This window comes from Deltaproteobacteria bacterium (assembly GCA_015233135.1).
GTDB lineage: Bacteria > UBA10199 > UBA10199 > JADFYH01 > JADFYH01 > JADFYH01.
The window spans coordinates 1-13,149 of the sequence record JADFYH010000012.1; the positions used below are offsets into that span (position 1 = coordinate 1).

Sequence of the window (13,149 nt, forward strand, 5' to 3'; positions counted from 1 at the left end):
AAGATCCGTCGCTATTTTTTAGAGGAAAAAGTGGGTCCCTATCCTTGCGAACCACCGGGTCCCTATCATGCGTACAGGTGGGGCCCTATCATGCGAACTCCAGGCTCCCTGTCATGCGCGCTGACATATCGGACGGTTTTTTATTTGTTAACCATTTTTGATGGAGGAAATATGAAACAAAAACTTATTGGCTGTGCCGTATTGGTATTGGCCTTGCTGGGTGGGGTAAGGCAGGGCTTTGCTAGGCCGGGGGATTTGGATACGAGTTTTGGGAGTGGGGGATTAATAACTCAATCTATATCTATTGCCCCATATTACTGGCTCGTTTCTGCCGCTCTTCAAGCAGATGGCAAATATTTAGTGGCTGGGGAGTCCGGCAACACCAATCTGTCACACCATATTCTCCAAAGATACAATCCTGATGGAAGTTTAGATAGTGACTTTGGCGTTTCTGGTAGCATTAATATTCTGAATGTTTCGAACAGTGTTACATTGCAACCAGATGGCAAAATCTTGATTCAAGCCTCTAGAGATAACCTTTGCTTAGTTGAAAGATTTAATTCTGACGGTAGCATAGACCCTGGTTTTGGTATTGATGGTTTAGCACAGGTAAGTTGCCCTTCAACAAATTTGAATCAAGCCTACCCTATAATGACACTTCAGAGAGATGGGAAAATTCTTCTCCACGCTACCAGAAATTCGAACAGTTGTAGTAATGCCATGGGGACCCATGGAACCCTTTTAGAACTAGCTCGACTAAATGCAAATGGTAGCCTTGATACCACATTTGGCGCTGAGGGCTATACTAATACATGTTTAAGCGTTGCTTCTGCTCTTGATCTTCCAAAAACGATCACTGAATTGACAGATGGTAAACTATTAGTTGCTGGTGGTCATTATTGCGAACCCTATCTCATAAGGTATAATCCAGATGGAAGTTTGGATCGCACTTTTGCAAGTAGCTCATCGACTCCAGGGGTGTGGATCGAAAGAAGAGTAGATCTGGGAAGATCTTCAAGTGGTGCAGGGAGACTTGCAAAGGGCGTTGGAATTTCACCAGAGGGAAAGGTCACCATAGCTTACTCGATGGGAACCACAGATGGAAACAATTTAACAATTTTTCCAACCCCTGAAAGCAATGATCAATATGTGAATTTATACCGATATAATCCTGATGGGAGTCCCGACAATACCTTTGGGGAAAGTGGTTTGCTGAGAATACAAACACCTTATGCAGATATAAGATTCTTTAGCTTACAGAACAATCAGAAGATGTTACTTGTTGGAAGACACTTTTTAGAACAAAGTGGGAACCGGCTGAGTGACTTTACTGTTATGAGACTTAATGTTGACGGGAGTTTTGACTCAGATTTCGGCACTACAGGCAAAGTAACCACCGATTTTGGTGGTAATTTAGATTTTGCAAATGGTTCAATCATCAGTAGCGACAACTGCAAACTAACCGTCGTGGGGAGCTCCTTTGACGTTGTTCCCAGCAGTTTAGAAATGTCCCGTTATCTATTGGGTTGTGAAGACCATCAAGTTGTCCGCCCCCCACCCATCTACCAACAACTGCCACAGCCCATTCCCCATTTTGAACCCAGACCAATCACACCAATCATTAACAGCAGGCCAGCTATACAACCAGTGCAGCAAAAAAATGTTTGGTATAATAGTCTCTTTAATTTTTTCAAGAAATAATAAAGTTGCAATTCAGCAAAAAGGCAGCCCGATGGGGCTGCCTTTTTTTTGCGCCAGACACCAGACAGGAGAAAAACGGAGACATGGCCATCAGTGAAGCTCATGCGTCTTGAAATGTGTCGGAAGCCATAGATTGTCTAATACTCCAAAAAATGCCTCACACTCGTCACCACCACATTCTTTTTGAAGTGCAACATCCCTCGAATGAGTAGCGCGGTTTGATTGTGCAGAATTTGCTGCCACCACTTCGCGGGAACAAATTCTGGGAGCACCACCGTGATGAGTTGATCCGTTTCTTCTCTTTTTAAGGCGTCGATATAATCCACCAAGGGTTCTACAATCGACCGATATTCCGATTCGAGGATGACCAGTTGAACTCCCTGCCCCCACTCCTTCCAAATATCTATAAAGCGCTCGGTACGATCGGGATCGAGGGCGACGTATACGGCTCGAACATCATTCGAAATTGACTTTGCGTAGGCCAGAGCCCGCACTGCGCCTTTGTGATAGGCGGACAAGGGAATAAGCACCCGATGCAGCTTGGGAGGATCTACCGTAAAATCTTTAGGAGAAAGTTGCGGAGATAAAGAATCGTAATGATGGCGGATGGTGAGAAAGATAAAGATCATGAAAGGAATAAATACAATCACCATCCAGGCCCCATGAGTGAATTTGGTGGATCCAATCACGAGGGTGGCCAAGGCTGTGGCCAAGGCGCCCAGGCCATTGATGAAAATCCGGTAAATCCAGCCCTTTCCTTTTTCACGAAACCAATGCATCACCATCCCCGATTGAGAAAGGGTAAAGGAAATAAAAACTCCCACGGCGTAGAGAGGAATCAGCGCATGCACATTGGCTTGAAACAGCACAATGAGAAAGCCTGCAGCGAGACCCAGCGAGATAATGCCGTTGGAAAAAGCGAGTCGGTCACCCAGGCTTGCCAGCTGTCTGGGAAGAAAACCATCTCGGGCAATCAGGGACGATAAACGGGGAAAGTCCGAAAAGCTTGTATTGGCCGCTAATAATAAAATGAGCGCCGTAGAGACTTGCAGCAGATAATAAAAAAAGCCGTGTCCAAAAACCTGGCCCGCCAATTGGGAAACCACCGTTTCTCTTTCCAAAGGGGCAATTTGGTAAAACCGCGCCAGTTCAGTAATTCCTAAAAATAAAATCAGGAGGATGAAGCCCATCCATACCAAAGTCGTAATCGCATTGCGAGGTTCAGGAGCACGAAAGGCGGGGACTCCGTTGGAAATAGCCTCCACTCCCGTGAGAGCGGTACAGCCCGAAGAAAAAGCCCTAAGCAACAAAAAGGCATTCACCATGCCCAAAGATCCGCTCGCTTGTTGAAAGAGCTGTTCGTGTGCGCCCCCTTTAAAATACTGGTAAAAGCCCCATAAAATCATCGCCGAAAAGCTAATAATAAAAAGATAAGTAGGCACAGCAAACACGACACCCGATTCTTTTACCCCGCGGAGATTGATCAGGGTCACCAAAAAGATGCAGCTTAAACAAAGGGCAACACTGTAAGGATAAAGCAGGGGAAAAGCCGAGGTGATGGCCGCTACTCCTGAGGCAGAGCTCACGGCAACAGTGAGCACATAATCGATGAGTAAGGAGGCCCCCGCAATAAGCCCCGGGTATTTGCCCAGGTTTTCCTTGGCAACAATGTAGGCCCCTCCGCCAGAAGGATAGGCCTGAATTGTTTCGCTGTAAGAGATGATCAGAATAAGCAGCAGAAAGGCAATGGCCAGGGCGATAGGAAGAGAGAGATTCAAGGCGCCTGTGCCGGCCAGCATCAACACGATTAGGATTTCCTCAGTGGCATAGGCCACAGAAGAAAGGGCATCGGAGGAAAAAACAGCCAGGGCCACTTTTTTGGAAAGACGTTGATGACACAACTCTTTGCTGGCCAAGGGCCGACCCAGCATAAACTTTTTTAGGGTTCTAAACATAAGTAACTATTTTTCGTCACCTTGAAAGCAGAGTCAATGGAAAGATATTTAACTTGATCTTGAATGTTGAAGGAATTACGGAATCGCCTTGATTGTTTTCTTCTTTCTTAATTTTCCTCCCCTTAAGCTAAGGGGAGGTTAGGAGGGGTTATGGTCCACTTGCACACAATTGCCATAACGCCCCCTGACCCCCTCTTAGCTTAAGAGGGGGAGGCAGGAATCTTATGCCTCTCTTCATAGAACAACTCAAACGTAGTCATCCTTGCGCAGCGTTGCGAGCAAGTGATGAAGGAAAGCAAGTCGTCCTTTTTGGCTGGGTCGCCACCCGACGCGATCATGGGGGCGTCATGTTTGTCGACCTCCGCGACCGTGAAGGGATTACGCAAATTGTGTTCAATCCGGAACTGAATGAAAAAATTCATGAACTGGCCAAAGATCTGCGCAGCGAATATGTTTTGGGAATTCAAGGCAAAGTAAGGCTTCGTCCTCCAGGCATGAGCAATGCGAAACTTCCCACCGGGGAAATTGAAGTTTACGTCGAAGATTTTGAAGTCTTCAATAAATCGAAAACCCCTCCCTTTCCCATAGAAAATGATACCGATGTAAATGAAGAACTTCGTTTGAAATATCGTTATCTCGACCTGCGACGACCGGTGCTGGCCAAAAATTTAATCCTGCGTCATCAGGTGATGCAAATTGCCCGAAATTATCTCAGTGAAAATCACTTTTTGGAAATTGAAACCCCTTTCCTGGGCAAAAGCACCCCCGAAGGTGCACGCGATTATCTGGTGCCCTCTCGCGTGCATCCCGGAAAGTTTTTTGCCCTACCTCAATCGCCCCAACTCTTTAAACAAATTTTGATGGTGTCGGGATTCGACCGCTACATGCAGATCGTCCGCTGTTTTCGGGATGAAGATCTTCGAGCCGATCGACAACCGGAGTTTACGCAAATCGATTTAGAAATGAGCTTCGTCTCTCAAGACGATGTCTTAAAAGTGATGGAAGGCCTCATTGTAAAGGTTTGGAAAGAAGTAGGCGGCGTAGAATTAAAGGCCCCCTTCCCTCGCATGACTTATGATGAAGCCATGGATCGATATGGCCTGGACGCCCCCGACACTCGATTTGGACTGGAACTCAAAAATATTTCTTCGGTTTTTGCAAATACTTCGTTCAAGGTATTTGCCAACATCCTGTCTAAAAAAGGCATTATCAAGGCAATCAAGATTGAAGACGGAGCAAAACTCAGTCGCAGTGAAATCGATGAATTTGAAAAGTTTGCCTCGGTTTATGGAGCCAAAGGCCTGGCCTGGATTAAAGTGTTGGAGAATGAGTGGCAATCGCCCATTGTGAAGTTTTTTTCGGATGCAGAAAAAGCAGACTTATCAAAATTGTTAGACATGAAAGTGGGAGACATCGTCTTCTTCGTCGCCGATAAACCTAAGGTGGTCAACGATGCCCTCGGAAATCTTCGGGAACACCTCGCTGCAAAGTTGAAGAGGATTGATGAAAGCAAGCTCAACTTTTTGTGGATCGTCGATTTCCCGATGTTCGAATACAGTGAAGAAGAAAAACGTCTTACGGCAGTGCATCATCCCTTCACCTCGGCTCGCCCCAGCGATTTGCCTTTGTTAGATTCGGAACCTTTGAAGGCAAAAGCAAATGCCTACGATCTAGTGCTCAATGGAAATGAAATCGGTGGAGGTTCCATTCGTATCCACTCGATGGAAGTGCAGCAAAAAGTTTTTTCACTTTTGGGAATTGGCGAAGAAGAGGCGCGGGAAAAATTTGGTTTCTTGCTCGAAGCCCTGGAATTCGGTGCGCCCCCGCATGGCGGGCTTGCCTTTGGTCTGGATCGCCTCATCATGCTCCTCACGGGAGCTGCCTCTATTCGCGATGTCATCGCTTTCCCCAAAACTCAAAAAGCCGTGTGTCAAATGACAGAAGCACCTTCGGAAGTAAGCGCCAAACAGCTTTTGGAGTTAGGCATAAAAGTTAACAAACAAATCTAAAAACTACCTCTATGAAAATTTACGATCTCGATTACTTAATCAACATCGACAATGAATCCATCCTGTACAACGAAGTCTCTTCGCAGTTTGATGCCATTACGCGAGGCTTCTATGCCCAGGCCAACAATAAGCTGCTGGAAAAATTAGCCCCAAAAGCAGATTCCAGAATTGTGGAATTTTGCTGTGGTACCGGCAATCTGGCGCTGCAGATGGCTAAGATGGTTCCACAGGGAAAAGTGCTCGGCGTGGACATGTCTTCACAGATGATTGCAGAGGCCAAAAAAGCCGCTTCCGAAGCGGGCATTCAAAACGCAGAATTTATACAAAAAAAAATTGAAGAGATCCTCCCGAAAATTCATCCTGGAAATTATGACATCGGCATCAGCTGTTTTGCACTCTCCTATTTAGGTTGTGAATTTGCGCTGAAGAGTTTCCATAAAATTCTGGGGAATCAGGGGCAAGTGGGCATCACCACAAGTTCGGGGAATTCCCTGGTAGAATGGCAGCCCCTGTTTATGGAGTTTATCTCTGAACACATGGAACTGATTGCCGATTTTGATATTCACGAGTTACCGGATATTCCGGCAGATCCAGAAGACATGAAGACAAGAATGATTCAGGCAGGATTTAAAAATCCTCAAGTGGAACCGCTGACCATTTCTTTTCAATTCAAGAATGCCGAAGAAGCCGCTTCTTACTTAATCTCCGCCGGATGGCTTTCCAATTATTTCTTTCGCGTCAAAGACAAAAAACTGCGCCGCGAATTTCTGGATTGGGGAATCCAGCGCGTGGACTCCCATCATCAGAATGACCCGCATATAGCCGCCAGTATTGAGTTTTTAGTGGCTTGGAATGTGTTGTAAACTCTTGACGCCTGACTCAAATGGTAATACCCTCGGTCGACGGAGGTATTACCATGCAAACCATGACCCTCAAAATATCAGACACCCTTCTTGAACAGGTTGGACTCTTGGCCGAAGAAAAGGGGCTTTCAAAATCAGAAATAGTCCGACAGGCAATTGCAAAATTATTTAAAGGAAAAAAATCGAAGCAAAGTGATTGGGAAAGAATCGAACTCGCTACAAAAGCCCATTTTCATAACAAAAAGATCAAAAACACAATGACCTTGGAAGATTTTCGAAAAAAATTAAAAGGGATAAAGACGACTATGTCCCCCGAAGAAGAAGTGCTTTTCTACCGCAGGCGCGGGTTATGAAAAGGATTTTTCTCGATACGGATCTCTTCGTCAGATATCTGAGGTATCCGAAAGACGCGCATCGGGCTGACAATAACGCTTTATTGGATAAGATCAAAAATTCTGAAATTCAGGGAGTAACTTCCGTATTCAATGTTCTCGAAACCTGTGGGGTACTTTCTTACAATCTTTCTCAAGAAGACCTGATTTCTCTTTTTGAAGGGTTTCAAGGTTATTTTAACCTGCAAATTCTATTTCCTTCCTCCCGCCAAGATCACCTCAATTACCTTCTTCCCGATGTTTTCGAACAAATCAAAAAAAAGCAAAGCTTTGGTGATGCCCAGGTTTCAATGATCGTAGAGCAATATCATCACCAACTTTCCTGTTTCATTACCTGGAATGCAAAACACTTTGAAGGTAAGCTTTCCATTCCAGTCAAAACACCAAAACAATACCTCTAATACTCGAAATGCACTCGAGCCGAGACAACGCGGACAGGTCCGCGGTCCGCGTTGTAGGCAGGGTTCCAGATGTGCTGAAATCCTGCACTCAGCCATACCCCCTTGAAGGCTCGGAATGAATAGTAGGTATCGAGGATCCGCTCTGGGACATAATTGATACGTCCATCCCCAATGAAATTGCCGAGCCCGCCGGTCGAGAGATAATCGCGGTGAGCAGCAGATAGGCCATTCTGCACAAAGGCCAGACCGAGCGTATCGTTCGGCCGATACCAGGGTTTCCCCTTCATGACACAACCCAGAGTCAGAGACTGGTCAATCTCCGCAAAGGCAAAAGTTTCGGTACGACCATCGTTCCTACTGAAGCGGCCAAAACAACCAAGATCCGTGGTCACGTTTTGTTCCAGAGAGATACCAAAGCCAAGTTTGGCGCGATCTCTGCGCACAGTCGCAACATCGGGTGTACCACCACTACCGCTCGCATTATTCAGCGCGTCTCTAAAACCCCCCATGTTGGCATAATTCAGGAATCCCATGGCACGAAGCTTTCCCGCATGGCCCCAGACGGCATGGTTGTGCTCAACTTCAAGATTGTCTCCAAAGTGGACCCAGAGCCGATAGTCAAGGGCAAGACCATTGGATTCTTTCGGTTGGGCAAAATGTCCAAAGCGGAAAACCCAGTTGTCATGATAGTACTCGAGGGCGGCCCCAACGGTATAGCCTCGTGCATCTGCAGCGTAATCCGATGCCCCATAGGCAAGTAGCGCCCAATTGAAAAACTGGGTTCGTGAATCGTGGGCAAAAGAGTTGTTGTCAAAAATATCAGTCAGCGCCATCTGCCCGACGGTCAGAACAAAACGACGGCTTTGAACCTCCCCACCAAACTGGTTAGGGCCATCTTCGACAGGCAACGATTTACCCCCAAGGCCAATAGTCTGGCGCAAGAATGCCCGGGCGCTATAGATGGATACCGTTGGCCCACCCGTTTTCTGATTTTCACCATTGGTCAAGCCCCCCAAACCGTGGAGATCTGAAAATTCGATACTCTGAATAATCTCCGGATTCGCAAAAATCTCCGCGCCCTTCCACAGACGATGCCCCAGAAACAGCGTTGATGTAAGTGTATAACCAGTTTCCTTGTGAGAGGCAAGGCTGTGAGGGCCATCATAGGCGGCGGGAAAACCAGGGTGTTCCTGCCAGACATAGGTTGCCTGAAAGTGGGCACTCCAATTGTCGCGTTTGAAGACAAGGCGAATCCATTCCGGCTGCTTATCCTGTGAATCCTCTTTCTCAACCACCGCTTCGCTAGCGAAGCAATGGCCAGAAAACATGGCTCCAACAAAAACAATGAGCATCCACATCACAATTTTTATTAAACGGAGCATCAGACATCCTTCATCCTTCCCCGATCAAATCTACAAATAATAACTTTCTTATCCAATTCAAAGCCACCGAGCTCACAATCAATTTAAACCATTCTCGATTGGTGGGATAAAGAAATTGTTTTACTTCGAGGTCTTTATCTTTCTGCGCAAGGGCGATAAACACAGTCCCTACCGGCTTTTCAGCACTTTCCCCTTCAGGACCTGCAATCCCGGTGATAGAAAGACAAAAATCTGCCCCCGTTAACTTTTGCAAACCCAAGGCCATTTCTCGGACGCATTCTTCGGAAACTGCCCCAAAATTTTTCAGGGTTTTTTCACTCACCCCCAATATTTTTTTCTTCAGTTCATTCGAGTAAACCACAGCTCCACCCAAAAAATATTGGGAAGAGCCTGGAATATTGCTGAGACGATTGGCTAAATGCCCTCCGGTGCAGGATTCCGCCACGGCTAAGGTCTTTTGTTTTTCTTTCAAAAGATTTCCCACACATTCTTCCAGGGTTTGATCTTTTTCTCCGTAAATAAAAGCCCCCACTTTTTCGCGCACCAAGGCCTCTGCACTGGCAATCTTTTGCTGGGCCGCTTCTTGCGAGACATCCCAGGCCGACAACTTGATAAAAACATCCGGAAGAGAAACACGAAAAGCGATTTGCGACCCAAACAAATCGACTCGATCTTTCAACAAGGGGCTCAAGAGATGATCGAGCTTCGCTTCTTCGGCTCCAAAACAGCGCAGCATCTGAAAGGCAAAAAAACGCTGGGGAGAATTGTGTTGCTCTAAAAAGGGAAAAACAAAGCCCTTGGAAATTTCCTTCATTTCTTTAGGCACCCCGGGCATGAAAAAAAATTGAGTTTGCTGAAATTGCACACGAACACCCGGCGCAGAGCCGACGGGATTAAGAAAGGCCTCTGCTCCCTCAGGAATGAATGCCTGTTTTTCCTGATTGGGAGTCATGGCCCTGCCACGTACGGTATAGAACTGATGAAGTTGGGCAATCACTTCCGCATTCATTTTCATCGATAAGCCAAAAAATTTTGCGGCCACCTCTAAAGTAAAATCATCTACTGTAGGGCCTAAGCCACCAGTAATCAATACAACTTGTACTTTTTGACTAGCAGCCTGCAGAGCCAAAGCAATCTCCGTTTCATCATCCGCCACAGTCGTATGACGTACGACTTCAAATCCTCTTTGATACAGCTCTGCTGAAAGCCAGGCAGCATTCGAGTTGATAACGTCTCCGCAAAGCACTTCGTTTCCGATGGCAATAATTTCTATTTTCATAAATGAATAATCACCCTCAACAGCAGATTCGCCACGACTCCCGCAAGCACATCATCAATCACCACCCCAAATCCGCCTTTGGTATTTTTTTCTATCCAACAGATGGGAAAAGGCTTCCAGATATCAAACAAACGAAAAAGCCCAAAGCCCAAGGCAATCCAAAGCCAATGGAAAGGAATGGCAAGCATCGTCACCAAAAAACCAGCCACTTCATCAATAACGATTTTTGAACTATCTTTTTCATTGAAATAAGTCTCGGCGAGTGAAGACACCCAAATGGAAAATACAATAAACGTAAATAAAAACAGACTGTAGGAAGTAAGAGGAAGCGCATAGACGGCCCAGTAAAGCAGAATACCTACAAGTGTGCCAAAGGTTCCGGAACCTTTTTTGATATAGCCCAGGCCCCCGGCGGTCGCAAAAAAAAGAATGATTTTTTTATGCATAAATGTTTGACAGTGAGCTATAAAAGAAATTGAATACCCAATCGAAAAAGACTTCTTTTAAGTCTCACAAAAACCTTTAGGAGGCAAAAAAAATATGAAACGGAAAGCATCTTCGCTCTATTTAGCGTTAGCAACAGCGGCTGCGTTGGGAGTAGTTGCCTGCAACTCTTCTTCCTCTATCGACAGATATCTCAGCCAAGGAAAGGCCTTGGCGCGAGTGGGCAACGAGAAAATCAACGAGGGTTATCTATTACTACTTCAAAAAGTAAATCCGGGCATCAAGGCCCAAATCGAAACTCCTCAGGGCAAGAAACGCATTGTAGATAATTTGATTGAACAGGAAATGTTGTACCAGGAGAGCGTTTCCCGAGGGCTCGACAAGCAGGCTGCCATCCAGGAAAAAGTAGACCTCTACAAACGGGTAATGGTGGCGCAGTCGTTGTTGGAAAACGAGTTGGATAAAAAAACACTCGATTATTACAACCAAAATAAAGCCAAGGAATTTGAACGAATAAAGGTTTCGCATATTTTCTTTGCCTCCCAGCCACCTGCTCAAAACATGACTCCTGGAAATCCCCCGCCCCCTCCTCCTAGTGATGAGGAGCGAAAAAAAGCAGAGACCGAAGCAGAAGCAAAGGCAAAGAAGGCCTATGATCGCCTAAAAGCCGGCGAACCCTGGGACACCCTAGTGAAAGACAGCAGCGACGATAAAATGTCTGCCGAAAATGGAGGAGATTTTGGATATATTACCCGTGGAGATCGCCGGATCGAACGTCTGGAGTACCAAGGCTTGGTAGATGCCGCCTTCAAGATGAAAAAAGGTGAATATTCCGAGCCCATCAAGGCGAAGGATGGTTGGCACATTCTAAAGGCGATTGAAGAAAAAGAAATTCAAAGCTTCGAGGAAGCCTCTAATGCCATTAAACTCAAAATGAGAGGCGAAGTAAAAGGCCTGGTGATGGCGGATCTCAAAAAGAAGATGAAGGTGGAATATTTGGACACCTCATTGGCGGATAGCACTCCATCCAATGGCTTGCCAGTACCTCCTGCACATGTGGATGGAGCTCCCACAACTCATCCCACTGCCAAGCCCGAAGCTAAATCTGAAGTAAAAGCAGAAGCAAAGCCTGCTGCCAAACCTGAAGTGAAAAAAGAAGAAAAGAAGTAATTTGTACTACTACCTCTATCCCCCCTCTCCTAGAGTTAGGAGAGGGCCGGGGTGAGGTATTTTCCTAAAACTCCACTTTATCCCCTGCCTTAATTTTATTCTTCTCAACGAAGCCCGCATTGACCTCCAGCACATATCGATACAGATGAGCTGGCTGTATTTCTGTCTCCGAGAAGGCATGGCCTCGAAGAACATCCGTAATTTTTTTATCTCCCCCAATAAAAATAAGGTCTAAATCGACATAGGTGTTTTTCATCCAGAAAGACCGAAGTTGCTCTTGGGGAAAAATAAAAAGCATCCCGGAATCTTTTTCTAAAACTTGCCGATACATTAACCCCCTCATGAGTTCGGCTTCAGTTTGGGCCTTTTCTGCATTTACGACGAGAGGCGCTGAATTAGTTGGAAAAATTTTGATCATAGCAGAAATGTCAGAAGTAGAAGGTCTTGAGCAGGCGAGTACAAAAAATAAAATTAAAAGGACTTTTTTTTTCATAATATTTTTTTAGGAACTACTGATAATTCTTCAAAATATCATCAATAATGGCCTTGGTCTTCTTATCCATGGGAAGCTTTGTTTTTTTGCCCGAATTTAAAGGCATGGGTTTTGTTTCCAAAACAGGCATTTGCTTTTTTTGTTCTAGGATCCCATTTTGATGACGCTTTTCGTATTCCTTTCTTCTCTCCTGATTACGCGCAATCTGTAATTCAATCACCTTAGGATTGGGATAAGTAGACTGAATTTCCTGATAAAGTTTGAGGGCCTTGTCAAATTCTCCACCATCTTCGTAACAACCGGCCATATTGAATTTGGCCTCATCCACTAGATTACTTTTAGGATAATTTTGAATCAGCGATTGATAAACCTCCAAGGCCTGTTTGGAATTTCCTTCTAAAAAATAACTGTTCCCCATTTGAAACAGCACTTGATCGGCCAGAGGAGTCTTTAGATTGTCATCCAGAATGATTTTCAATTCACGTCGTGCGGCTTCAAACTGTTTCAGTTTAATGTGGGAGATCGCCAACTTTAAGCGATATTGAGCGGCTTCCGGTATTTTTGGGAAGTTTTCCAAAACATTTTGATATTCCTTAAGGGCCTTATCAAATTGGGAAGTCTCGAAATAAATTTCACCTTTGTGAATAAAGGCTTGTAAAGCAAAAAGAGTCGCGGGATAGCGGACGGTCACCAACTCATAAGTCTGAAGTGCCCTGGCTACCTGAAGTAGAGAAAGCTGATAAATCTCCCCCACGCGAAGTAGCAAGTCCGGATTTTTAGAATTCTGCGGCTCCCCTTGCACCGCCCCTAAATACTGGGAGATGGCTTCTTCAAACTTATTCTGCTTCCAAAATTTTTCAGCCCTTTTGACGCGGTCGTTGTAGGAGAAGGGTTTAAGGCCATATAAAAAAGTAAGGGCCACGAGGCCCAAGATTAAAAGGACAGCAAAAAACTGCCAGTAACCAAATTTTCGCTTGGAGAAATTTAGACTCATTTCAAAGCCTCAAAATCAGCTTCCTTCAAAACACTTTCACCAGCTTTGGTGAGCAATCGGCCTTTT

General features: G+C 45.4%; 12 protein-coding genes. 6 read left to right on the forward strand and 6 right to left on the reverse strand.

The features are described 5' to 3' along the window. Positions 1-171: 171 nt before the first annotated feature. Positions 172-1,701, forward strand: coding sequence for a hypothetical protein (locus HQM15_05465; GenBank protein ID MBF0492210.1), 1,530 nt, complete (start codon positions 172-174; stop codon positions 1,699-1,701). Positions 1,702-1,838: 137 nt separating this feature from the next. Here HQM15_05465 and HQM15_05470 read toward each other — a convergent pair whose 3' ends face one another. Then, complete coding sequence (locus HQM15_05470; protein ID MBF0492211.1) at positions 1,839-3,656, reverse strand: APC family permease; 1,818 nt, start codon at positions 3,654-3,656, stop codon at positions 1,839-1,841. A gap of 224 nt (positions 3,657-3,880) precedes the next feature. Here HQM15_05470 and aspS point away from each other — a divergent pair, with 224 nt between their 5' ends. Genes aspS through HQM15_05490 form a run of 4 tightly spaced genes read left to right on the forward strand, consistent with a single transcriptional unit; the run spans position 3,881 to position 7,321 of the window. After that, positions 3,881-5,665: an aspartate--tRNA ligase gene (gene aspS / locus HQM15_05475; protein MBF0492212.1), complete on the forward strand. Its 1,785-nt coding sequence runs from the start codon at positions 3,881-3,883 to the stop codon at positions 5,663-5,665. 11 nt (positions 5,666-5,676) lie between these two features. Then, a complete protein-coding gene (locus HQM15_05480; GenBank protein MBF0492213.1) occupies positions 5,677-6,528 on the forward strand; it encodes a methyltransferase domain-containing protein in 852 nt (283 codons plus the stop codon). Between the two features lie 53 nt (positions 6,529-6,581). Continuing rightward, entirely contained in the window at positions 6,582-6,881 is a 300-nt protein-coding gene (locus HQM15_05485) for a ribbon-helix-helix protein, CopG family (GenBank protein MBF0492214.1), read from the forward strand. Beyond that, positions 6,878-7,321: a hypothetical protein gene (locus HQM15_05490; protein ID MBF0492215.1), complete on the forward strand. Its 444-nt coding sequence runs from the start codon at positions 6,878-6,880 to the stop codon at positions 7,319-7,321. The genes HQM15_05485 and HQM15_05490 overlap by 4 nt, the downstream gene beginning before the upstream one ends. Here HQM15_05490 and HQM15_05495 read toward each other — a convergent pair. From HQM15_05495 to HQM15_05505, 3 genes are all read right to left on the reverse strand, one after another. Next, positions 7,318-8,649: a carbohydrate porin gene (locus tag HQM15_05495; GenBank protein ID MBF0492216.1), complete on the reverse strand. Its 1,332-nt coding sequence runs from the start codon at positions 8,647-8,649 to the stop codon at positions 7,318-7,320. The genes HQM15_05490 and HQM15_05495 overlap by 4 nt on opposite strands. A 64-nt stretch (positions 8,650-8,713) precedes the next feature. Next, positions 8,714-9,982: a competence/damage-inducible protein A gene (locus HQM15_05500; protein MBF0492217.1), complete on the reverse strand. Its 1,269-nt coding sequence runs from the start codon at positions 9,980-9,982 to the stop codon at positions 8,714-8,716. Continuing rightward, positions 9,979-10,428 carry a phosphatidylglycerophosphatase A gene (locus HQM15_05505; protein MBF0492218.1) on the reverse strand — a complete coding sequence of 150 codons (450 nt, stop codon included), beginning with the start codon at positions 10,426-10,428 and terminating at the stop codon, positions 9,979-9,981. The genes HQM15_05500 and HQM15_05505 overlap by 4 nt, the downstream gene beginning before the upstream one ends. A 94-nt stretch (positions 10,429-10,522) precedes the next feature. Between HQM15_05505 and HQM15_05510 the strand changes: the two genes are divergently transcribed. Beyond that, positions 10,523-11,596: a peptidylprolyl isomerase gene (locus HQM15_05510; GenBank protein ID MBF0492219.1), complete on the forward strand. Its 1,074-nt coding sequence runs from the start codon at positions 10,523-10,525 to the stop codon at positions 11,594-11,596. A 64-nt stretch (positions 11,597-11,660) separates the two neighbouring features. Here the strand turns inward: HQM15_05510 and HQM15_05515 are convergent, their stop codons facing one another. Beyond that, positions 11,661-12,089 carry a DUF192 domain-containing protein gene (locus tag HQM15_05515; protein ID MBF0492220.1) on the reverse strand — a complete coding sequence of 143 codons (429 nt, stop codon included), beginning with the start codon at positions 12,087-12,089 and terminating at the stop codon, positions 11,661-11,663. Between the two features lie 16 nt (positions 12,090-12,105). Continuing rightward, entirely contained in the window at positions 12,106-13,083 is a 978-nt protein-coding gene (locus HQM15_05520; protein ID MBF0492221.1) for a tetratricopeptide repeat protein, read from the reverse strand. Positions 13,084-13,149: the final 66 nt, after the last annotated feature.